Source organism: Halolamina pelagica (assembly GCF_001307315.1).
GTDB lineage: Archaea > Halobacteriota > Halobacteria > Halobacteriales > Haloferacaceae > Halolamina > Halolamina pelagica_B.
Map to the genome: position 1 here is coordinate 810,562 of NZ_LGUC01000001.1, position 20,288 is coordinate 830,849.

19 protein-coding genes and 4 pseudogenes are annotated in these 20,288 nt (G+C 69.3%); 8 read left to right on the forward strand and 15 right to left on the reverse strand.

Features of this window, described 5'->3' with window-relative positions; translation table 11 throughout:
• Positions 1 to 167: 167 nt before the first annotated feature.
• Positions 168 to 698: an inorganic diphosphatase gene (locus SY89_RS04315; RefSeq protein ID WP_054583292.1), complete on the reverse strand. Its 531-nt coding sequence runs from the start codon at positions 696 to 698 to the stop codon at positions 168 to 170.
• A gap of 202 nt (positions 699 to 900) precedes the next feature.
• Between SY89_RS04315 and SY89_RS04320 the strand changes: the two genes are divergently transcribed.
• Entirely contained in the window at positions 901 to 1,263 is a 363-nt protein-coding gene (locus tag SY89_RS04320; RefSeq protein ID WP_054583293.1) for a PadR family transcriptional regulator, read from the forward strand.
• Positions 1,264 to 1,270: 7 nt separating this feature from the next.
• Here the strand turns inward: SY89_RS04320 and SY89_RS04325 are convergent, their stop codons facing one another.
• Positions 1,271 to 1,918: a DUF7108 family protein gene (locus SY89_RS04325; protein WP_204374418.1), complete on the reverse strand. Its 648-nt coding sequence runs from the start codon at positions 1,916 to 1,918 to the stop codon at positions 1,271 to 1,273.
• Complete coding sequence (gene rnhA / locus SY89_RS04330; RefSeq protein WP_054583294.1) at positions 1,908 to 2,501, reverse strand: ribonuclease HI; 594 nt, start codon at positions 2,499 to 2,501, stop codon at positions 1,908 to 1,910. The genes SY89_RS04325 and rnhA overlap by 11 nt, the downstream gene beginning before the upstream one ends.
• A 249-nt stretch (positions 2,502 to 2,750) precedes the next feature.
• On the opposite strand from rnhA, the pseudogene nreA reads away from it, so the two are divergent.
• Positions 2,751 to 4,009: pseudogene (gene nreA / locus SY89_RS04335) on the forward strand (DNA repair protein NreA).
• 6 nt (positions 4,010 to 4,015) lie between these two features.
• Here the strand turns inward: nreA and SY89_RS04340 are convergent.
• Positions 4,016 to 4,305, reverse strand: a pseudogene (locus SY89_RS04340) (DUF5789 family protein).
• Positions 4,306 to 4,430: 125 nt separating this feature from the next.
• Between SY89_RS04340 and SY89_RS04345 the strand changes: the two are divergent.
• Positions 4,431 to 5,570 (forward strand): phage holin family protein, encoded by a 1,140-nt coding sequence (locus tag SY89_RS04345; protein ID WP_054583295.1) that lies wholly within the window; start codon positions 4,431 to 4,433, stop codon positions 5,568 to 5,570.
• Here the strand turns inward: SY89_RS04345 and SY89_RS04350 are convergent.
• The 5 genes and pseudogenes from SY89_RS04350 to SY89_RS04370 form a co-directional block, all read right to left on the reverse strand.
• The gene (locus tag SY89_RS04350) at positions 5,529 to 5,942 is read right to left on the reverse strand and encodes a Mut7-C RNAse domain-containing protein (RefSeq protein WP_054584661.1); all 414 of its coding nucleotides are present in this window, start codon (positions 5,940 to 5,942) and stop codon (positions 5,529 to 5,531) included. The genes SY89_RS04345 and SY89_RS04350 overlap by 42 nt on opposite strands.
• Before the next feature lie 32 nt (positions 5,943 to 5,974).
• Positions 5,975 to 7,741, reverse strand: coding sequence for a DNA polymerase/3'-5' exonuclease PolX (gene polX / locus SY89_RS04355; RefSeq protein WP_054583296.1), 1,767 nt, complete (start codon positions 7,739 to 7,741; stop codon positions 5,975 to 5,977).
• Between the two features lie 53 nt (positions 7,742 to 7,794).
• Positions 7,795 to 8,234, reverse strand: a pseudogene (locus tag SY89_RS15720) (DUF5788 family protein).
• A gap of 65 nt (positions 8,235 to 8,299) precedes the next feature.
• Positions 8,300 to 9,820: a carboxypeptidase M32 gene (locus SY89_RS04365; protein ID WP_054583298.1), complete on the reverse strand. Its 1,521-nt coding sequence runs from the start codon at positions 9,818 to 9,820 to the stop codon at positions 8,300 to 8,302.
• Positions 9,821 to 9,877: 57 nt separating this feature from the next.
• Positions 9,878 to 10,594 (reverse strand): DUF1028 domain-containing protein, encoded by a 717-nt coding sequence (locus tag SY89_RS04370; RefSeq protein ID WP_054583299.1) that lies wholly within the window; start codon positions 10,592 to 10,594, stop codon positions 9,878 to 9,880.
• Between the two features lie 120 nt (positions 10,595 to 10,714).
• Here SY89_RS04370 and SY89_RS04375 point away from each other — a divergent pair, with 120 nt between their 5' ends.
• Positions 10,715 to 11,071 (forward strand): cell division protein SepF, encoded by a 357-nt coding sequence (locus SY89_RS04375; protein ID WP_054583300.1) that lies wholly within the window; start codon positions 10,715 to 10,717, stop codon positions 11,069 to 11,071.
• A 100-nt stretch (positions 11,072 to 11,171) separates the two neighbouring features.
• Positions 11,172 to 12,589, forward strand: a pseudogene (locus SY89_RS04380) (ribonuclease FAU-1 family protein).
• A 7-nt stretch (positions 12,590 to 12,596) separates the two neighbouring features.
• Here SY89_RS04380 and SY89_RS04385 read toward each other — a convergent pair.
• The 3 genes from SY89_RS04385 to SY89_RS04395 form a co-directional block, all read right to left on the reverse strand.
• Entirely contained in the window at positions 12,597 to 13,124 is a 528-nt protein-coding gene (locus SY89_RS04385) for a hypothetical protein (protein ID WP_054583301.1), read from the reverse strand.
• A 42-nt stretch (positions 13,125 to 13,166) separates the two neighbouring features.
• On the reverse strand, positions 13,167 to 13,493 hold the full coding sequence (locus SY89_RS17095) for a NifU family protein (protein ID WP_054583302.1): 327 nt from the start codon (positions 13,491 to 13,493) through the stop codon (positions 13,167 to 13,169).
• A 96-nt stretch (positions 13,494 to 13,589) separates the two neighbouring features.
• Positions 13,590 to 15,008: an LVIVD repeat-containing protein gene (locus tag SY89_RS04395; protein WP_054583303.1), complete on the reverse strand. Its 1,419-nt coding sequence runs from the start codon at positions 15,006 to 15,008 to the stop codon at positions 13,590 to 13,592.
• Positions 15,009 to 15,106: 98 nt separating this feature from the next.
• On the opposite strand from SY89_RS04395, the gene SY89_RS04400 reads away from it, so the two are divergent.
• Positions 15,107 to 15,844 (forward strand): SDR family NAD(P)-dependent oxidoreductase, encoded by a 738-nt coding sequence (locus tag SY89_RS04400; RefSeq protein ID WP_054583304.1) that lies wholly within the window; start codon positions 15,107 to 15,109, stop codon positions 15,842 to 15,844.
• On the opposite strand, the gene SY89_RS04405 is transcribed toward SY89_RS04400, so the two are convergent.
• Positions 15,841 to 16,221 carry a DUF5611 family protein gene (locus SY89_RS04405; RefSeq protein ID WP_054583305.1) on the reverse strand — a complete coding sequence of 127 codons (381 nt, stop codon included), beginning with the start codon at positions 16,219 to 16,221 and terminating at the stop codon, positions 15,841 to 15,843. The two genes, SY89_RS04400 and SY89_RS04405, sit on opposite strands and share 4 nt — an antisense overlap.
• 42 nt (positions 16,222 to 16,263) lie before the next feature.
• Positions 16,264 to 17,613: a DUF7093 family protein gene (locus tag SY89_RS04410; protein WP_054583306.1), complete on the reverse strand. Its 1,350-nt coding sequence runs from the start codon at positions 17,611 to 17,613 to the stop codon at positions 16,264 to 16,266.
• Between the two features lie 127 nt (positions 17,614 to 17,740).
• Here SY89_RS04410 and SY89_RS04415 point away from each other — a divergent pair, with 127 nt between their 5' ends.
• Positions 17,741 to 18,037, forward strand: a complete 297-nt coding sequence (locus tag SY89_RS04415; RefSeq protein ID WP_054583307.1) for a DUF6432 family protein — start codon at positions 17,741 to 17,743, stop codon at positions 18,035 to 18,037.
• Between the two features lie 48 nt (positions 18,038 to 18,085).
• The gene (locus tag SY89_RS04420) at positions 18,086 to 19,132 is read left to right on the forward strand and encodes a glycine cleavage T C-terminal barrel domain-containing protein (protein WP_054583308.1); all 1,047 of its coding nucleotides are present in this window, start codon (positions 18,086 to 18,088) and stop codon (positions 19,130 to 19,132) included.
• A 27-nt stretch (positions 19,133 to 19,159) separates the two neighbouring features.
• Here SY89_RS04420 and SY89_RS04425 read toward each other — a convergent pair whose 3' ends face one another.
• Positions 19,160 to 20,248 carry a geranylgeranyl reductase family protein gene (locus SY89_RS04425; protein WP_054583309.1) on the reverse strand — a complete coding sequence of 363 codons (1,089 nt, stop codon included), beginning with the start codon at positions 20,246 to 20,248 and terminating at the stop codon, positions 19,160 to 19,162.
• Positions 20,249 to 20,288 lie beyond the last annotated feature (40 nt).

Genomic DNA, 20,288 nt, shown 5'->3' on the forward strand with positions numbered 1-20,288 from the left:
ACCTCCAGTCGCGAAGTAAGGGTCCGACATAGCGACGGCGACGCGCTCCGTCGCTCTGGTACGGAGGCCAGAGCACGTCGCGAGCCGAATTAGGTCACCACACAGCGACGGCGACGCGCTCCATCGCTCTGGCACGGAGGCCAGAGCACGTCGCGAGCCGTCGCTGGTTAGAACGTCTCGTCGTACAGCTCCTGGGCGTGCTCGATCGCGTCGAGGGACGCCTGCTTGTCCTCCCAGCCCAGCGTCGTGACCTCCTTGCCCTCCTCGAGGTTCTTGTAGGTCTCGAAGAACTCGTCGATCTCGTCGAGGGTCTGCTGGGGGATGTCGTCGATGTCCTGGATGTGGTCGAAGCGCGGGTCCTCACTGGGGACGGCCAGCACCTTGTCGTCCTGCTCGCCGTCGTCGTCCATCTTCATCAGTGCGACGGGGCGGGCCTCGATGACACAGCCCGGGAACGTCGCGTCCTCGACCATCACCATCACGTCGAAGGGATCCTCGTCGTCGTAGTAGGTCTGCGGGATGAAGCCGTAGTCGTAGGGGTAGTGGACGTTCGAGTGGAGAACGCGGTCGAGGACGACGCCCGGCACGTCCTTGTCGTACTCGTACTTGTTTCGCTCGCCTTTGAGGCACTCGACAACCGCGTAGATCGTCTCGGGCGCGTCGGGGCCGGTCTCCAGATCTTCCCAGAGGTTCGTCATGCCTCCTGAGGTTCCGGCAAGCCGGTCAAATGCTTTTCGGGACGTTCCTGTCCGGGCGAAAACGCTTTTACAGTTGGACGAGTAGAACATGTTGCGAGCACTGTACGAATACCCCGTACTGTGCGCCGGCGCTGACAACGCCCCGGGAAGGGGGCTTGTCACGTACACGGTGGGGGGTAGCGCACAGTGCCCCACATCAACTATGTCAGAGGCAGAAGCAGTCAACGACGAGCAGCCCGGTATCGCACGTGACCTCACCGCGTTCCAGCAGAACATCCTCGTCATCCTCTCCGAGGAGGCGATGTACGGGCTCGCGATCAAGCGTGAGCTCGAGGACTTCTACGGAACGGAAGTGAACCACGGTCGACTCTACCCCAACCTCGACGATCTGGTCGAGATGGGGCTGGTCGAGAAGAGCGAACTCGACAAGCGAACGAACCAGTACGCCCTGACCGAGAAGGGTCGCGACGCAGTGCTGGACAGTCTCGAGTGGACGCTCTCCCGGTACGTCACCGACGAGAGCCGCGCCGACGAGATCGGCGACATCGTCGACGACGCATACTGAGGCCAGCTTACTGGTCTTCGACCGGCGCCGGCGGCTCGGTCTCCGCCGCCGCGAACAGTTTTCGGACGGACTCCTCGATGAGCGACGCCTGCGTGTCGCTCGGCCAGGCGTTCCGCGGGTAGTACTCGTCGAGGAACTCCCGAACCTCCTCGGCGGTCAGCTTCTCGATCTCCTTCGCGTAGTGGTTGCTGGCGAACGCCGCCACCGCCTCGGCGTTGGCCTCGTGGGCCGGGGCGTCGTCGGCGACAGCGGCCACGAGGTCGTCGTTGTGGTCGGCGACTTCCTGCCAGTGCTCGGGATCGCCCGGGCCCGACAGCGTGACTTCGACCCCGCGGTCGGTGTTCTCGACGCGATCCAGTTGGACGACACCGTCCTCGAGCCACTCCTCCGGGTAGAGGACGAGCGTGTCGTCCTCGTCACGGATCCGGGTCTCGTAGTCGTGTTCGGCGACGAGCTCCTCACGGCGCGTTCGGTACACGTTGGCCTCCTCGGCCGCGGCGTCGTCCTCGCGGCGCTCGGCCGCGCGCGCCAGTCGGGTGAGCCGTTCGGCCTCGTCGACCGCGTCGGCCGGGATGTCCGGCACGCGCTCGTCGTCGGCGTCGCCGACGCCCACCACTTCGGTTCGTTCGGCCGTCTGGGGGTCGCTATCGGTCATCGAGTGCCTCGTTCGCTAGATCGTCGGCGCGTTCGTTTATCTCCCGCGGAACGTGCTCGACGTCCCAACGGTCGAACGCCCGCAGGAGCTCCCGAGCGGTCACACGTAGCTCCTGGAGCTCCGGGTCGTTAGTGTTCCACTCCCCGTGGAGCTGTTTGACCACGAGCTGTGAGTCGCCGCGAACGTCGATCTCGTCGAGCCCCAGATCGCGTGCGGCCCGGAGCGCCCGCAACAGCGCCTCGTACTCGGCCTGATTGTTCGTCCGGCGGCCGATCCGCTCGCTCCCCTCGGCGACGACGCCGTCGCTACTGACGATGGCCCAGCCGACCGCGGCCGGCCCGGGGTTGCCCCGACTGGCCCCGTCGAAGTAGACGTGTGCACGGCCGCCGCCGTCGCGCAGAAGCAGCGTGAGATCGGTGGGTGAACTCCCCTGGACGACGACCTTGTCGTCGTAGGCGACGGCGACGGCGTCGCCGCGTTCGGCTCGCCATCGCTCGTGGTCGGTGTTACCCGCCAGCACCTCGATACCGGCCTCACGCAGGCGGTCGCGGGCGTCGTCGGGATCGACAGTGACCGTCGGCATGGGGGCGCTATCCGGCCGGCGAGTAAAGGCAGTTCGTTCCCCAGCCGCGAACGCTGACACTCGCCCCGACACTCAAGTACGAGAACGGGACCAGCCACGCCATGCGCTGAGAACGGCCCCGGTCCGGCCGAGGCGGGAGCGCGACACACCGGCCGGGGCGCCGCCGTGACGCCTGTTCGCTAGCTGTGTGCCGCATCCGGGGTGCCGTGCACAGAACTTTCAAGCCGCCGTAGCGCCGAGTCCACGCTGATGCGACTCGACGAGTATCTCGAGTACGAGGCGGACGAGGCCGCCGAGCGACGGCGCCTCGCCGAGGAGAAGAACTACGAGATACTCGATCACCTGGAGTCCTTCGAGAGCCGGTTCGAGGAGCACGTCACGGGCGACTCGCTGGTCGGGAGCGTGTCGCCGTCGATCTTCGTCGGCCGGTCCGACTACCCGAAGGTCTCCACGGGGATCCTCTCGCCTGTGGGCCACGAGGAGGACGCCGGACGCTTCGAGACCAGCGGGGAGTGGTACGACGAGGGCGTGGGAATCGCGGACGTGTTCGAGCGCCGGACCAGCCTGCTGAACTCCAACCGCACGGGGGTCGGCGTCGACGTACACGACGCGTGGGACGGGTTCACCGGCGTCCAGCGCGAGATCGCGATCGCCGACCGGCCGGTCGGCGTCGAAGTCGGGCTCGACGGTCGGCCGGACGTGGACTACGACGTCTCCCGCGACGACGTGGCGACGCCGGTCGGCCCCCGAGCGACCGCTCAGTCGGCCGATCTCACCGAGAACCCACACGTCCCCGCCCCGTGGAGAAAACCCTCGAAGACGACGACTGGCAGGCCCAGGGTGCGATCAACTACCTCTACCGCCGCGGGTTCGACGTGTACGACATCAATACGATCCTCTCGGCGGGCGCGCTGGGCCAGGCCGAAAACCGGAAGCTCGTCCCGACACGGTGGTCGATCACCGCCGTCGACGACACCGTTGGCCAGTATCTCCGCGGGACGCTCCGGGGGAGCCAGAGCGTCGACAGCGTCCAAGTCTGGCACAACGAGTACCTCGGCAACAGCTTCTGGGTTGTTCTCGCCCCCGGGAAATGGGAGTACGAACTGGTCGAGATGAAGGCACCCGGGAGCATCTGGAACCCCGATCCCGAAGCGGGGACGTACCTCGCCAGCGCCCACGAGCAGTTCGAGGGACGGACGGGGTACGTCGACGAGACCGCGGGTGCGTACTACGCCGCCCGCCTCGGCGTGCTCGAACATCTTTCGGATATCGGCCGACAGGGGAAGGCGCTCGTACTCCGCCACGTCTCCGACGACTACTGGGGCCCGGTAGGGGTTTGGCAGGTTCGTGAGGCCGTCCGGCACGCGTTCGGAGGCGAACACGGCACCGCAGAGACACTGACGGGGGCGATCAGCGAGATCGCCAGCCACCTGCCGGTCCCGGAAGCGCGACTGCGAAGAAAGTCGACGATGGCGGCGGGGCTCCAGTCGAGTCTACTGGAGTTCTGAGCCGCGCTACTCGGTCTGGACCGGACCGCGGCCCACGATCGACTCGACGGTCTCGACGAACGTCTGCCGAGTGTCGAAGTAGCTGGTGTCCGACTCCGCCAGCACCTCCTCGAGGGAACGCGGGCCCTCGGGCGTCCGAATGGTCGCGTCACCCTCCTTCTCGACGATACGACTGCGCTCCTGTGGCCAGGTGAGTCGTGCGGCGACGCGAGCCAGGGGCGCCCCTCGACGGTACTCCCCTCGCCGAGTTCGACCGCCGGCTCTGCCGCCTCTTCCTCGGTCTCCTCTTCGCTCATACCCGGGACATCGCCCGTCCGGACGGTAACGCTTTCGATGGCGTCGACGGCCCGCGGCAGGATGTATTTCTACAGACATGTGTATGACGTACGGCTTTTTGTCCGTGGGGAGTATTGAGCCGTACATGACCAGTCTCTCGGAGGTGTACAAGCCCGATGCGGAGTTCCAGACCAGCCTCCGGCGACTGTACGCGGGGCTGGGCCTGTTCGCGGTCGGTGGTCTGCTGGCGATAGCCGGGGTGGTCGTAGGGGCGATCACGCCGTTCGACTCGCTGACGGCCTCCTGGGAGTGGGCGGGGATCCTCGCCGGGCTCGGCGTTCCGGCGGCGATCCTGGGTATCTTCTCCGTCCTCCCTTCCGGCCGACGCACCCGGGTCGCGGCCGTCATCGGCGCTGCGCTCTCGATCCTCGGAGTCGCGTTGTTCGTCCACGCCTACCCCTGCCAGTGGGTCGGCACGAACTGCCTCAACGGCCGGACGCTTCTGACGCTGCCGGTCGCGCTACTCTACGCGGCAGGGATCATCACCACGCTCTGGTGTCTGTTCACCGGGATCGTCAACTTCGAGTCCCGGAACAGCCCCGGCGGCACCGCTCACGTCGAAGTGACCACTCAGGGCGAGACGAAGGTGATCGAGGTGCCGACTTCGGAACTCTCGAAGTTCTCGGGCAGCATGGGCGTCCTCGGAGATACCCCGGACGTCGACCCGCCGGACAGGCCGGGTGCCGGCGGCGGGAACAGCAGCGTGGCGAGTGACGGCGGCGCGTCGACGAACACGGTCACCGACCTCGGTGGGAGTGGAGCGTTCGTTGACGAGTCGGAGATCGCCGACGCCGGCCCCAGCACCCCCTCGGCCGGGTCGGCGACGAACGAGCGGTCGAGTTCTGCCGACGCGAACGGCGGCGTCGACTCGGTCGGATCGAAGCCGCCCCGGCGCGAGAACCGTGAGTCGGCCGCCGGTCGCTCGGCGGGGCAGTCAAACAGTGCCACGGACGAGGTGAGCGAAGTGGGCCCGGGGAGCTCACCCCTGCGCGACGACGACTGGACGCCGACCGGCGCCACCCCGATCGCGCCGAAAGCGGCCCGGATCGGGACAGCTACTGTGGCTCCTGTCGTCACTTCGAGTACGTGCAGACCGAGCAGGGGATGCAGCCTTACTGCGCGTTCCACGAAGGACTCATGGACGATATGGACGCCTGCGACGACTACACGCCACGGCAGTAACTCACAGCCTCGACAGCGTCTCGCGAACGGCGTCCCAGTGTGAGCCTTTCCAGAACCACTGTCCACAGTCCCGACAGCGGTACGGTTCGGCGTCGTCGGGCACGTGTGCGGGCGCCTCGTCGGCGTCAGCGGGTTCGAGCTCGCCGTTACAGTTGCTACAGCGACGCGGCCGCGCCGGGAGCGAGAGGGCGACACCCGCCGCCTGTAGTTCCCGGAGTTGCCCCTCGATCCCACGCTCGGTCAGCAGGATCGCGTCGGCGGCCCGAGCGGCCAGCTGTTCGTCGCGGGTGAGCAGCGTGCGATCCTCGCTGGCCGCGAGCCGCAGGATGGGTTCGTCGGCTTCGAGTCCGCGATCCAGCGCGTAGGCGGTGTCGTAGCCACACATCCGCAGGAACGTGGCGAGCTTCCCGAGCATCACGTCGAGGATGAACCGGCGCTCGGTCACGATCAGTCGAGGAACGCCCGTACGCCGTCGATATCGCGAGCAGTGAGCACGTCGTCGGTCTCGGCCCAGCCGCGGCGTGCGGTGTGGACGCCGTACCGGCTCTCGGCGAACGCCCCCGGCCGGTGGGCGTCGGTGCCGATAGCGAGGACGGCGCCGGCCTCGACGGCCACCCGGACCGCCGAATCTCGGAGGTCCAGCCGGCTCGGGTTGGCGTTGATCTCCAGCGCCGTTTCGCTCTCGGCCGCGGCGTCGGCGAGCCGATCGATGTCGGGCGAGAGCCCCGGGCGTTGGTTGATCATGCGCCCGGTCGGGTGGCCGAGGATGTCCGTCTGTGGGTGCTCGATCGCGGCGACGAGGCGGTCGGTCGCCGGCTCGCGGTCCTGATCCAGCGCCGCGTGGGGCGAGGCGATCACGATATCCAGCTCCGCGAGCACGTCGTCGGGCGTCGAGAGCCCGCCGTCGGCGCTGACGTTGGTCTCGACCCCGTGAAGCAGTTCGAGGCCGTGGCCCGCGTCGGCGAGGGCGTCGCGGGCGTCGGCGATCGCGTCAGCCTGCTCCCGGATCTCGTCGGCGGCCAGCCCCGTGTTCCCGAACACGCCCGGGCCTTCGGCGTGGTCAGTGATCGCCAGGTAGTCGTGGCCGAACTCCGCGGCGCCGAGCGCCATCTCTTCGACGGTCGCGTCGCCGTCGGACCACTCGGAATGGGCGTGGAGATCTCCCCGGATCGCGTCCTCCGTGACGAGATCGGGGAGCGAACCCTCCCGGGCGGCCTCGATCTCCCCGGTGTTCTCCCGGAGCTCCGGCGGGATGAGCGGCAGGTCCAGCGCCTCGTACATCCCCGCCTCGGTCTCGCCGGCGACGCGCTCGCCGACGCGCTGGCCGGTGTCGGGGTCGTCGACGGCTGACACGTCGAAGCAGCCGTACTCGTTCAGCTTCAGCTCGCGGTCGATAGCGACGTTTCGCAGGTGGATGTTGTGGTCGCGGCTCCCGGTGAAGTACTGCAGCGCGGCGCCGAACTCCGAGGGGTCGACGACCCGGAGGTCGACGCGGACGCCGTCGCCGGTCCGGAGGCTGGCCTTCGTCGGGCCGGACTCGATCGTCTCGGTGGAGTTCTCCCAGTCGAGGAAGGCGTCGACGACCGCCTCGCCGTCCGTACTGGCCGCGAGCACGTCCACGTCGCCGATCGTCTCCTTCCAGCGGCGGTTCGAGCCGGCGAGTTCGGCCTCGTCGACGGCGTCGATGCCCGCGAGGAACGCCCGCGCGGCCTCGCCCAGCGGGCGGGCTTTGCCGAGCAGCGTTCGCTCGTGGGCCTGTCTGGCGAAGTCGATGCCGTCGAGAATGTTCTGCTCGGTTTTCGGACCGAACCCCTTGACGGCCCGGATCTCCTCGTTTCTGGCCGCCGTTTCGAGGTCGTCGAGATCGGTGACGCCGAGCTCCTCGTAGAGCGTGCCGACCGTCTTGGGGCCGACGCCCTCGACGCTCGTGAGCGCGGCCATGTCGACGGGCAGCTCCTCACGGAGCGTTTCGAGCTCCTCGATCTCGCCGGTCTCGACGTAGGCCACCAGCTTCGTCGCGATGGCGTCGCCGACGCGGTCGATCTCCGCCACGGCGTCCGGCCCCTCCGCGGCGAGCTCTTCGATCGGTTTCGGGTGCTCCCGGACGTTCTCCGCGGCCCGCCGGTACGCCGTGGGTTTGTACTCCACGTCCTTCGCGTCCAGCAGGTCGGCCATCTCTTCGAGCAGGGTCGCGAGTTCGTCGTTCGTGGGCATGTGGTAGCTCCGGATGGTGGCGGCGGTCTGTTCGTCGCAGTTGGTCGCTATCGTCAGAGCGATCCGCGTCGCGGGCCGCCGTCGTCGTGGCCCAGCGCCTGCTGGAGGAAGTTCATCCAGCGCTTCTGGTCGGCGGCCTCCTGTCTGGCGGCCTCGCTCTCGATGTCGCCGGCGTCGAGCTGTTCCAGCGCGTCGAGCGCGCGGTCGATCCCGATGATGCTGTTGGCGATCGCCTCCCCCTCTCGTGGCTGATCTCGCCGTCTTCGAGCAGTTCGAGGCGCTCGTTGCGCTCGCGGCGGAGGTTGCGTTTGGCCTCGTCGACGCGCTCGCGCTGCTCGGCGGGCACCGTCTCCCGGCGCTTGATCTCGAAGACGAACTGCTGGAGCTCGAGTGTCTCTCCCTGGACCTCGATCTGCTCCGGGATGTCGGCGCCGATAGTGGCGGCCTCACGTCCGACCCGCTCGAGGAGTTGCTTGCGCTTGTACTCCTTCACACCCGGGGTTGGGCGCGACGGCTCTTTGCTCCTTCGGCGAGAAAAACGAGAGGGCGCAGCCCGCGCTACAGCCCGTAGAGGTCGGTGAACTTCTCGTTCACGTAGTCGAGGAAGTAGTCGGCGGTCAGTGGCTCGCCGGTCGCCTCCTCGATCAGGTCCTCGGACTTGTACGCGCGGCCGTGGCTGTGGACGTTCTCGTTCATCCACTCGCGCATCGGCTCGAAGTTGCCGTTGCGGATCTTGCCGTCGACGTCCGAGATGTCCTCCCGCATCGCGGCGTCGAGCTGGGCCGCGAGCACGCTGCCGATCGTGTACCCCTGGAACCCCGCGAACCGGGAGGACCAGTGGATGTCCTGCAGACAGCCCTCGCCGACGCCGTCGGGCGTGACGCCGAGGTACTCCTCCATCTTCTCGTTCCACAGCTCCGGAATCTCGTCGACCTCGATCTCCCCGGCGACGAACGCGCTGTCGATCTCACACCGGAGGATGATGTGCATGTGGTAGGTGAGCTCGTCGGCCTCCACCCGGATGAGGTTGTTCGGGTAGATGCGGTTGACCGCCTCGTAGGCCTCCTGCACCGTGAGATCGTCGACGCCGTCGAGGTGCTCTTTCACCTTCGGGAGGAAGAACTCCCAGAACGGCTTCGTCCGGCCGACGTGGTTCTCCCAGAAGCGGCTCTGGGACTCGTGGACGCCCGAGGAGAGCGACTGGCCCAGCGGCGTGCCGTAGTGCTCCTTCGGGAGCCCGAGCATGTAGCTCGCGTGGCCGTACTCGTGGATCGTCGCCGTCAGCGCGTCCATCGGGTTCTCGGGCTTGTAGCGCGTCGTCACCCGAGCGTCGAACTGGGTGCCCGAGGTGAACGGGTGGGCGGAGATGTCCAGTCGCCCGTGGTCGCGGTCGTAGCCGATGGCGTCGAGGGCGGCCTCCGAGAGCGCGCGCTGATCCGCCTCGGGGTACTCCTGTCCCTGGTACGGCGTCGCGAGTTCGTCACCGTTCTCGGTGATCTCGTCGATGAGGGGGACCAGTTCCTCCTTCAAGCGGTCGAAGATCTCGTTCGTCCGCTCGCGGGAGATGTACGGCAGCCCGTCCTCGTACAGCACTTCGTAGGGCGGCTGGTCCGGACTGATGTGGCCGGCGCGCTCGATGGAGAGATCCCGCAGCGTCTCCAGGCGTGGCGCGAACAGCTCGAAGTCGTCGTTCGCTTTGGCTTCCTGCCAGATCTGCTGGTTCTCGCTCTGTACCTCCGAGAGCTCCTCGACGAGATCGCCCGGCACGTCGGCGGTCCGGTCGTAGCTGCGCCGGATCTCGCGGACGGCGGCCTGCTGTCGCCAGTCGAGGTCGTCGGCGACGTCCTCGCTCGCGACCAGCGCCGCTTCGAACTCGTCTGCGGTCATCAGGTCGTGGGTGACCGCCGAGAGCGCCGAGAGCTGCTTCGAGCGGGCGGGGGCGCCGCCCTCGGGCATGGTGACCTGCTGGTCCCAGCCAAGCACACCGCTTGCGTCGTTGAGGTAGGAGATCCGTCGGTTCTGCTCGATGAGGTCGCGGTACGGTTCGGGCGCGTCCTCAGGAGGTTCTTCGATTGACACAGCCCGTAATCAGCCTGCGAGCCTATCAATCCCCGGGCCCCGGCAGCCTGTGGGTCGCTACTCGTCGTCCTCGGCCGCCTCGAGGTCGTCGTCTTCCATCGCGTCCTGGTAGCGCTCCATCGCCTCCGCGAACCCGTCGCCGGCCAGGCGGTACGTCTCCCGCAGGTCCTGAATCGGCGTCTCGGTGGCGTCGACGCGCAGGTCGTTGTAGTACGGCGAGTGTTCCTCCTCCTCGGTGGTCCGCACTTTCAGCGCGGCGCTCTGGACGTGGAGCTCCTCGCGCTTGTCGCCGCCCTCGGCGTAGCCGGCCCCGAGCGCGTCGATGAGCCGCTGGGCGAGCGGGGCGTCCCGATCAGATTCCTCGTACGTCTCGGCGACGTTCTCGATCACCGCCTCGCCGGTGAGGAGGTTGCCCGCGACGGTGTAGTTCTCGCCCTCGAGGTGGCCGTACCAGCCCTTGCACTCCTCGCCGGAGAAGGTGAACGTCCCGTCGGCGTCGATGCCGTGAAGCTGGCGGTTCTCGGCCCCATCGTCGGCGTTCAACAGCGACTGGAGCGCGTCGTCGACCGCGAGCCCGTCGTCGATGTACTCGATCCCCCGCTCGCCGAGTTCGACGTTGACGAGGCTCTGGGTCGCCACCGCGCCGTTCTCGGAGGCGAACGGACAGAGCGTCCCGACCGCCGGGAGGCGGGTGGTGACGGCGACCCCGAACCGGAGCTGGTCGGTTCCGTCCTCGTCCTCGTACTCCTCGCGGACGCAGATGCTGAACGTCATAGCCGTCGCTGCGGGCGGCGCGGGGAAAAGTGGTCGTCTCCCGGCGAACGCCGCGAGGGATCGCCCCGCCGTCGTCCCGCCGGCGCAAGAACTAATGCGACAGCCCGGGTTGCAGCCCACATGGGAATCATGAGCAAAATCCTCGGCGGGGGCGGCAACCGCGACACCGAGGATTACGTCACCCTCGACCTCGAGGAGGACTTCGAGAGCCCCGGGAGCGCGGGGAGCATGAGCGTTCACTTCGCGGAGATCGGCGGGCAGCAGGACGTGATCGCGATCAAGGACGCCGTCTACGACGGCGACATGGTGATCGCCGACATCACTCGCCACTCCACGACCGACACCGAAAGCGACCGCATCATCGAGGAGCTCCGGCAGGTCGCCCAGGAGGTCGACGGCGACATCGTCCAGAAGGGCGACGATCAGATCGTCGTCACGCCGACGGGCGTGGGGATCGCCCGCGAGAAGCTGAACTGACTGCTGACGCCTGCTGTCGTCGATCCGCTGCTGCCGACCACTCCCGCCAGAATCGGGACGAACCGTCACCTACCTGTTCTTCCCCGGCGAACCCGGGTCCATGACCGAGCCATCGTCGAACGTTCGGGTCCGGGGGATCTACGCCACCGCGCTCACGCGGACGCTGCTCGACGCCGGCCACACTGTCGTACAGGCCTCGCCGCCGATCCAGCGGCGCTTCGACGCCGACCTCCCCGCCGCGGACCACGACGCCGCGGTAGAGACCGGGCCGGACCGACAGGGCGTCAACGTCGCCGGCGACCCCGACGCCGTCGACGCGATCCGGGAGCTGCTCGTCGACACCGGCATCGACACGCTGGCGTGGGACGACCCCGCCCCCGTCGGCGCGGTGTTCGACGGCCGCGTGACCGAGACGCTCGGCAGTGGCGCCGTCGTCACGCTGGGCGAGACAACGGGCTACCTCCCGTTCCGCGCCGTCGACGGCCGCGTCGACGAGGGCGACACGGTACGCGTGCAGGTGACCGAGGCCGCGGCGCCGTGGGACGACGACCGGCCGCTGCTCGACACCGGCCTGGCGGTCGAGGCCGGGCTGGCGACGCTCGTCCACGGGGGCGAGGGCGTCCGCGTGGCCGGCCGCGACGACGCCGCGGGCCGCGAACTCGCCGGGCTCACCGACCTGCTCTCGACTGCCCCGCCAGCCGGCTGGGGGCTGGAGTGGGCCCACGACGCCCGCGACGCCGAGATGGCGACGCTGGAGGACGCTCTCGACCGCGCGAGCCAGCGAGCCACGGCGCTGGAAGCCGCCGTCGACGACGCCGGCGACCCCGAGCCGGTTCGGGCGGTCGCCAGCCCCACCGCTGGCGCGTGGATCTGGTTCGGCCGCGAGTCCCGGTTCGCGCTGGACGAGCGTCGCCGGGAGGTGACGGCGACGATGCCCGGCCACCACCGCACCAAAGCCGGCACCACCGCCGCCAGCGCGGGCGTCGACTTCGTGGAGGCGCTCTGTGCCGACGGGCTGGGCGAGGAGTTCCCCTTCGACGTCGTCGCCGACCAGTTCGGCCCCACGAGGGGGAGACGGTCCGCATCGGCCACGGGAAGCCGGCGGGCCACCGGATCGTCCTCGGCGAGGCCGAAGTGACCGACCGCGACGGCGAGACGCTCGCGGTCGAACGCGAGATCTCCGCCGGCGGCACGTACGACGCGCTGGGGACGCCCAGAGCGGCTGGCGACATCGCTCACACGAAGTTCCGCGAGGGACGCTGGTGGTACCCGACGACGTACCGCTCCGCCGACGGCGAGCACAAGGGCACCTACGTCAACATCTGCACGCCGGTCGAGCTGTTCCCCGACACCGTCCGCTACGTCGACCTCCACGTCGACGTGATCAAATACCCCGACGGGACGGTCGAGCGCGTCGACGACGACGAACTCGACGCCGCCGTCGAGGCGGGCAACCTGCCGGAAGCGCTGGCGGAGAAAGCCCGTAGCGTCGCCGCGAGCATCGAACGCGCGATCTGAGTCGTCGCTACGCCTCGCTCTTGCAGGTCGTGTGGAGGTGGACGCGACCCTCGGCATCGACCTGAACCGAGACCTCGGCAGCGGCGGCCTCGCCGCAAGTGCCGGCGCCGACGCTTCGGATCGACTGCTCGGTGTTCGGAGCGGCGACGGTGGTGACGACGGTCGACCCGAACGCCACGGGTTCGAACTCGACGCCGAGCCCGGAGCCGCCCGTCGACCGGAACTGCCGGCGCTGGTGTGGCCCCACCGGTTCGAACGTCACCGCGCCGTCCCACGCGTCGGCGGGCACGTCGTCGAGGGTGTCGGCGTCCGGGAACGTGCGCTCGCTGTCGTCGCGATAGGTGATCCGGACGCCGCCGAGGCCCGCTTCCACGACGGCGGCGGTGAACACGAGCGTCCGGTCGCTCTCGTTCGAGAAGCTGACGGTGAGTCGTTGGCCGCCGGGGGTCGGCGTCGAGTCGGCCGGTGCGCTACAGCCGGCCACGGGAACGGCGAGTGCGAGCCCGAGCCCTGCGAAATACTGGCGGCGCTGCATACCGATACGTCGCGCGTGTTCGAAATGAAGCCACCGGCCCGGTCAGAAGTGATTGGGGTGCTCGGTCGCGTGCTGCAGTTCGCCGCCACGGCCGCCTTCGACGGTCGAGTCGCCCTGCTCGCCCGTCGAGGGGACGATGACGTGGACCTCGTCGACGTCGTCGAACTCCATGATCATGTCGCGTTTGATGTTCTGGGCGGTGAGATCGCTGATCCCACAGCCGGCACAGGCCCCGCCGAGTTCGACGCTGACGGTGCCGGTCTCCGGGTTGGCCTCCCGGACGACGCTTCGCCCGCCGTGCATCTGGATGATGGGCATCTGCCCGGTCATCCAGGTTTCGACGCGCTCTTTCAGGCTCTCCTGGCTCATTGTCTCTCGTTGGGGGCGGGGACACTGGTAGCTTGCGGTTTTCCTGCACGCTGGCGGCCGCGAAAAAACTGTATCACGATCGTTCCTCCCGGTGGCTCAGGGATGCTCGTGCCGCCGAAGCCGGGCGAGCGCGCCGGCGCCGACGCCAGCCAGCGCCGCGAGCGGGCCGAGTCCGGGCGTGCTCACGCGCGAGGGTGTCTCCGTCGCCGTCGGCGTCTCGGCGCTCGTCGGCGTCGCCGCGCCGTCGTCGAACCCCCACGTCGTCTCGCCGTCGGCGTCCGGGAACACGTACAGCGCCGCCGGCGACTGCCCGGTGGCGCGCGAGGCGGCGACGAACGTCGAACCGGGGACGGCGACGCGGGCGGTCCAGAACTCCGCGTGGGGGCGGTCGGCCCACCACGTCAGTTCCAGCGGCGCTGCGGGATCGGACACGTCGTGCCGCTTCACGCCGCCGCGGTACCACGAACTGTAGAGGATCTCGTTTCTGAACTCGAAGTTGTGGGCGGTCGTCCAGACCCCTTGCTGGGTCGCGTCCGGCGTGGGCGGCGGATCGATCGTCGCGCGGTGGGTGGGCGATTCCGGCGTCGACACGTCGTAGAGGTCGATCCCGCCCGGGCCGCCCTCGGGGCGCTCCTCGGTGGCCCAGGCCTCGCGCCCGATCGCGAGCAGGTCGCCGGACTCGTCGACGGCGGCGTAGTGGTCGTTGCCCGGGAGCCCGTCGTAGCCGTCCGCGCCGGACTCGTACTGGTCGATCACGGTCCCCGGGTCGCGGCCGATGTGGGTGAGTACCGTCGGCGACGCGGGGTCGGTCACGTCGAGCAGCCACGTGCCGGCGTCCCAGTGGGCGAGGTAGGCGACGCCGTCCTGGACGAACACGTCGTGGAGCGTCCGCGGGTACGGGGCGAGATCGCCCCAGCGCTCGTCGTGTTCGCGGAGCGACCACGCGCCGATCTCGGTCGGCTCGCCCGCCACGTCGACGATCGACAGCGCCCGCCGGTCACCCCGGTTGACGGTGAGGTAGGCGCGGTCGCCCTCGAGGTCGCAGTTGTGGATCGGGTAGTCGGTCTCGTAGAACGCGCGGTGCTCGGGGCGAGACGGCTCGGCAACGTCGACGACCAGCGCCCCCGAAAGGTCGCTCTGGCCGGGGTTCGCCGGGCCGACGACCAGCAGCGTGTCGCCCGAGAGCTTCACGTCGTATATCCCCGTGAGTGGGCCGCCCTCGCGGTCGGCGAGCAGGTCGCGGCGCTCGGCGAGGATCGCGGGGTCGTCGGGATCGGAAACGTCGACCACCACATAGCCCGTCGTCGCGGCGACGAACGCGGTGGTGCCGTCGTCGGAGACGACTGCATCGGTCGCGCCGCCGACGTGGAGCCGTGCGAGCGGGCCGTACCCCGTGTCAGTCCGGGTCGGCGGCGTCCCGTCGGGGTCGCCCTCCGGCGGCGTCGGGTGGGCAGCGGCCCGCCCGGGGAGGAGGGCGCCGGCGGCGAGCATGGCGAGCGCCTCGCGCCTGCGCATAGCTGTCGGGAGCGGGCGTGAACGGATAAGGGGCCGGGTCGTGCCAGCGAGCCTGACGGGGGCGAAACGGGCTTGGGATCGGCGCCCGACGACAGCGTATGGACGACACACCCCTCGCCGGACGGGTCGCGCTGGTGACCGGGAGCGCATCGGGGCTGGGGCGCGGGCTCGCGCTCGCGCTGGCGGACTGGGGCGCCGACGTGGCGGTCCACTACCACACCAGCGCCGAGGCGGCAGCCGCGACGGCGGCGGAGGCCCGCGAACACGACGTGTGCGCCACGACAGTGCAGGCTGACGTGACCGACCCCGAGAGCGTCGACGACGTGTTCGACGACGTGGAGACCGCGCTGGGGAGCGTCGACGTGCTGGTGAACAACGTCGGCGACTTCGCGCCCCAGCACTGGGCAGAGATCGATCTCGACACCTGGAACCGGGTGCTCGCGACGAACCTCACCGGGACGATGCTCTGCTCGCGGCGGGCGCTGCCCGGAATGCGCGAGCGGGAGTGGGGCCGCATCGTCAACGTCGGCTACGCGAGCAGCGAGCACGCGCTCGTCGGGCCGACGAACTTCCCCTACTTCGTCGCGAAGACGGGCGTGTTGATGTTCACCAGAATGCTCGCCGCCGACACGCAGGACGACGGGATCACGGTCAACGCAGTGTCGCCGTACGTGCTCGAAACCAGCGACGAGTTCCCCGACGACGCGCCGCGAGGACGCTGGGGGAGCGTGGAAGACGTCGCCAACGCGCTACGGTTTTTCTGTCGGCCGGAGAACGACTACGTCTCGGGCGAGAACGTCGAAATCGACGGCGGGTGGCTGCCCGAGGAGATCTAGTAGTCCGGCGCGTCGTCCTCGACTTCGCGCTTGAGCGACTCCCGCCGGGACTTGGCGTCACGGCCCGTCGCTTCGAGCAGGAAGTCGTTCTTCGTGTCGACGGCCTCGCCGGCCGCTTCGAGTTCGTCCGCGTCGAGTTCGGTGGGGTCACGCTCCTCGAACTCCACGCCGAGCCAGTCCTTCTTGCCGGAGTACTTCACCGCGCCGGCGACGACGCGGTCGAAAACGGGGTTGTCGGGGTTGCCAACGACGTAGAGGTCGTTCCCCTTGTACTCCTCAGTGCCGGTGATCTCGCCGAAGTACTCCTCGACTGCTGCCTCCATGTCCGGGATGCGCTCCTCCAGGGTCTCTCCGCGGCGCATCTTGTACTCCTTCATGCCCGCCCGTTTGCGAGCGGTCGGTTTACCTGTTATGGGTCGCTACTCCGCCTTCTGCTGCTCGGTGATGTAGCCGACGCGACACTCCGGGCAGATGTCGCCCGCACGCATCGAGGAGTTCCCGACGTCGCGGGTCAGCCCGCACTCGGGGCAGACGTACTCGAGCTCCGCGTCGCGGCTCGATCGCTCGAGGTCGACGTTCGCCGTCGGCGTCACCGACGCGTCGCGCGATTCGCCCGTCCGCGTCCGGTCGCCGTTCTCGCGATCGGCCTCGGTCGGTTCGGCGTCGGTGGTCGGCGAAGTCGTGGCGCCGGATTCGATGTCCGTGGCCGACGATGTCGCGGACTCGGGTTCGTCGTCCGTCGTGAACCCCTCGCCGAAGTCGATGTCCGCCGGTTCGCCGTCCGGAACCGTCGCGTCGTGACCCTCGTCCTCACCCGGGGCGTCGGGCCACGGCATGTGGCCGTCGTCGGTCTCCTCGGGGTCGCTCTCGGTCGGTTCGGCGTCTGCTGGCTCGGGATCGGCCGGGGTGGGGTCGGCGTCGACGATCTCGGCGTCCTCGGACTCCACTGCGGTGGGTGTCGAAGGCTGCTGCGTCTCGTCCGCTTCCGACCCCGTCGACGCCCGCGACTCGGACGACGCCGTCGGCTCGGGCTCCGGCTCGGCGACCGACGAGTCGGGATCGGCGTCGATGATCTCGGCATCGGTGCCCTCCGGCGCCGCGGACTCCTCGACTTCGGGGTCCTGATCGGGGACTTCCTCCGGGCTGGCTTCCTCTTCCCACTGCTTTCGGGCGTTCTCGGGCGGCGGCGTCTCGTCCTCGTCGAGGATGACGCCGTCGTCGTCCGCCGCGTCGGGGATCTCCGCGTCCTCGGCGGCCGCCGACCGCTGCCCCGGGTGGACGGGCACGTCGTCGTCCTCGTCATCCTCGGGCTCGGCCGGTCCCTGGAGCATGTCGTCGTCGCGCTCGGCCTGTTCGATGATGTCGGCGACGCCACGTTCGACGGGGTCCTCATCGGCGTCGGTGACTGCCTCGGACGACGCCTCGGCCGGCTCCGCGTCGGCCGCCGGCGTCTCGTCGGCGCTCGGCTCCGGCTCGGGGGCGCTCTCGGCTCCACCCGGCGAGAGCTCGTCAGTCCCCCACTCCTCGGCGCCTCCGGCGTCACTGTCCGGGGTTGCCGACTCGGTCGTCGGCGACTCGCCCGTCGCCGACTCCCGAAGCTGCTCGATCGAGGTGATCTCCTTGTTCTCGCTGACAACCTGCTTCTCGCCGCAGCGCTGGCAGGTCTTGACCTCCCGGACGGTAACGACGACCTCGTTACCCTCCTCCGTTCGTTCACGCTCGGTCTCCGGCTCGCCGAAGTCGTGTCCGAGCAGACACCTGAGTCCCATTACCCGAGTTAGACAGGCGGAAGGCTAAAAATACCCCGCCACCTCCCGGCGTAACTTGTTCCCCCACAGGCCGCACAGGCGAGCAGCCGCCGGTAGAGGTAAGCCGATCGCACACCCACAGACGGGTATGGCCGTCAGTCCAGAGCTTCGCGACAGGGACGAGGTGGAGTTCGAGGTGCTCGCGGCGCTGGCCGATCGCGCCGAGGAGGGGATGAGCGTTCTCGAACTTCGGGCGGCGGTCGACACGGACATCGACCGGCTCGAACCCGCACTCGGCGACCTGAAGGAGGAGGGGCTGATCGACGTCGAGAGCGACGGGGAGCGCGTCGTGCTCTACCCCGCCGAGGGCGTCGTCGCCGACCCCGAGGAGCTGGACGACGATCCGAGCATCCTGCAGCACCTCCGCGAGCGGTTCGGCTTCTGAGTCGCGGAACCGGCGGTGTTTTTCCCGCCGCCGGCTAACTTCCGGGCAATGACGTTAGTCGCCGGGAGCCACACCGACCACGGCGCCACGTTCGGCGATCGTGGCGGCCGATCCGTCGTCGAGGAGTACGGGCGTCCCGACCGTGCCGTGCGAGCGGTACGAAACGCGGTCGGGGTGATCGAGATGGGGTACGGCGTGGTCGTCGTCACCGGGGCGGACCGCCGGGCTGTCGTCGACGACGCCGTCACGAACGGGGTGCCAAGCGCGGACGGCGAGGGCTGTTACGCGCTGGCGCTCGCCGCCGACGGCACCGTCGAGACGGAACTGTTCGTGTACGACGCCGGCCAGCGCCTGCTGCTTTTCACGCCGCCCGGCCGCGAGGGCGCGCTGGCTGACCGGCTCAGCGGCGACCACCGGGACGCCGACGTCCGCGACGCGACGACCGAGTTCGGGGTGTTCGGCGTCCACGGCCCGATGGCGACGGAGAAGATCGCCTCGGTGCTCCACAACGCCGGCGCGCCGACGGGCGCGTACTCGTTCGTCCGTGGGTCGATGGGTGACGCCGGCGTCTCCGTCGTCGCCGGCGACGCCCCCGGCGGCGAGGAGAGCTACGAGGTGATCTGTGCCGCCGACGACGCCGCGGAGGTGTGGACCACACTCCTCTCGCGTGGTAACGGCGCGGCGCCGTTCGGCTATCAGACGTACGAGACGCTGACGCTCGAAGCGGGGACGCCGCTGTTCGAGTCCGAAATCCGGGGCGAACGACCGGAGACAGTCGGACTGACCGACGTGGCTGGCCTCGAGGGAGCCGTCGAGGATCCGACCCACCGACTGGTCGGCCTGGAGCTCGACGCCGATGTCGACGACTCGCTTCCGGCGGCCGGGTCGGCGGTGGTCGGTGAGGACCGACCCGTCGGCGAACTGACCCGCGTCCGGTGGAGCCCGTCGCTGTCGACGGCGGTCGCGTTCGCGCGAGTCGAGCCGGGAGAGACGGTGCGAGCAGTCAGTACCGACGAAGGGGAGATACCGGCTGGGGGAGTTGCGCTCCCGTTCGTCGAGGGGAGCGACCGGTCGAGGCGGCTCCCGACGTACTGAGCGCGCGGCCGTCACCGGGAGATCGTCCTACGGCAGGTAGCTGCGCAGGTGCTCCCGGGAGAAAAGCGTCGTCGGGCGGTCCATGTGGACGCCGATTTCGCCCGACGTGAGCCGGAGGCCGAGTCGCTGGACGGGTGCTGGGAGGGAGTAGGCTCGCCGGAGCCAGTGGCCGAGTCGGATCTCCCTCGCGAGTTCGTCGCGCCACGCGACCTCGTAAGCCGACAGCGTCGCCGGCTCTTCAGGGTCGATCTGTCGGACCGCGTGGTCGGCCGACCGCATCCCGTAGAGGATCCCGCCACCCGTGAAGGGTTTCGTCTGTGCGGCGGCGTCGCCGACGAGGAACACCCGGTGGGAGGTGACCGAGTCCGGCGGGCCGATGGGGATGGCGCCCGAGCAGAACCGGTCGATCTCGGCGCCGTAGGCGTCGACGAGACGGTCGAATCGGGCACGGGCGTCCTCGTCGGCGTCCGGGCGGACCGCGAGACCGTACTCGACGCCTGCCTCACCTCGTGGGATCCGCCACGCGAAGAAGCTCGGAACCGTGAGGTGCACGTCGACGAAGTCGCCGTGGTCCGGTTCCGGGTCGAACCCTAACACGCCGTGGAGTTTCTCGTCGGGTTCCGGGAGGTCGACCGCCCGGCGGACCCGCGAGACGGGGCCGTCACAGCCGGCGACCATCCGCGCCTCGACGGTGAAGGGATCGGCGTCGTCGGGCGAGACCGTGAGCTCGACGCTGTCGGCGCCCTCGTCAACGCCCGTAACGGTGTGGCCGTCGTGGATCTCCGCGCCGGCGTCGCGGGCCGCCGCCGCGAGCGTGCGGTCGAGTTGCTCGCGGTCGATGACGTTCGAGACGGGCTCGTCCTTGTAGAAGGGGTAGGCGTCGCTGTCCGGGCCGCCGACGTGGAAGTCGGCGCCGTACACCTCGTTCTGGAGCAGTTCCTCGCGGGCGCCGTCGGGTGTGTACTCCCAGATGTCTCTGGAGACGTGCCCCGAACAGGCCAGCGGCGTCCCGATCTCGCCCTGTTCGAAGGCGATCACGTCGTGGCCCGCCTCGGCCGCGCGGCGGGCGACGCGTGCGCCGGCGGGCCCGACGCCGACGACGGCGAAGTCGTACATGCCCACGGCTATCAGGGCGCGGACCATATGTCTCGTGGTT

Bases quoted from the DNA above. Each gene is read 5' to 3' on its own strand.
- SY89_RS04420 (WP_054583308.1), top strand. From the start codon at position 18,086: ATGACGTTAGTCGCCGGGAGCCACACCGACCACGGCGCCACGTTCGGC.
- SY89_RS04345 (WP_054583295.1), top strand. From the start codon at position 4,431: ATGACCAGTCTCTCGGAGGTGTACAAGCCCGATGCGGAGTTCCAGACC.
- SY89_RS04415 (WP_054583307.1), top strand. From the start codon at position 17,741: ATGGCCGTCAGTCCAGAGCTTCGCGACAGGGACGAGGTGGAGTTCGAG.
- SY89_RS04350 (WP_054584661.1), bottom strand. From the start codon at position 5,942: ATGCTCGGGAAGCTCGCCACGTTCCTGCGGATGTGTGGCTACGACACC.
- SY89_RS04385 (WP_054583301.1), bottom strand. From the start codon at position 13,124: ATGCAGCGCCGCCAGTATTTCGCAGGGCTCGGGCTCGCACTCGCCGTT.
- SY89_RS04370 (WP_054583299.1), bottom strand. From the start codon at position 10,594: ATGACGTTCAGCATCTGCGTCCGCGAGGAGTACGAGGACGAGGACGGA.
- SY89_RS04315 (WP_054583292.1), bottom strand. From the start codon at position 698: ATGACGAACCTCTGGGAAGATCTGGAGACCGGCCCCGACGCGCCCGAG.
- SY89_RS04375 (WP_054583300.1), top strand. From the start codon at position 10,715: ATGGGAATCATGAGCAAAATCCTCGGCGGGGGCGGCAACCGCGACACC.
- SY89_RS04325 (WP_204374418.1), bottom strand. From the start codon at position 1,918: ATGACCGATAGCGACCCCCAGACGGCCGAACGAACCGAAGTGGTGGGC.
- polX (WP_054583296.1), bottom strand. From the start codon at position 7,741: ATGCCCACGAACGACGAACTCGCGACCCTGCTCGAAGAGATGGCCGAC.
- SY89_RS04425 (WP_054583309.1), bottom strand. From the start codon at position 20,248: ATGTACGACTTCGCCGTCGTCGGCGTCGGGCCCGCCGGCGCACGCGTC.
- SY89_RS04400 (WP_054583304.1), top strand. From the start codon at position 15,107: ATGGACGACACACCCCTCGCCGGACGGGTCGCGCTGGTGACCGGGAGC.
- rnhA (WP_054583294.1), bottom strand. From the start codon at position 2,501: ATGCCGACGGTCACTGTCGATCCCGACGACGCCCGCGACCGCCTGCGT.
- SY89_RS04405 (WP_054583305.1), bottom strand. From the start codon at position 16,221: ATGAAGGAGTACAAGATGCGCCGCGGAGAGACCCTGGAGGAGCGCATC.
- SY89_RS17095 (WP_054583302.1), bottom strand. From the start codon at position 13,493: ATGAGCCAGGAGAGCCTGAAAGAGCGCGTCGAAACCTGGATGACCGGG.
- SY89_RS04320 (WP_054583293.1), top strand. From the start codon at position 901: ATGTCAGAGGCAGAAGCAGTCAACGACGAGCAGCCCGGTATCGCACGT.
- SY89_RS04395 (WP_054583303.1), bottom strand. From the start codon at position 15,008: ATGCGCAGGCGCGAGGCGCTCGCCATGCTCGCCGCCGGCGCCCTCCTC.
- SY89_RS04410 (WP_054583306.1), bottom strand. From the start codon at position 17,613: ATGGGACTCAGGTGTCTGCTCGGACACGACTTCGGCGAGCCGGAGACC.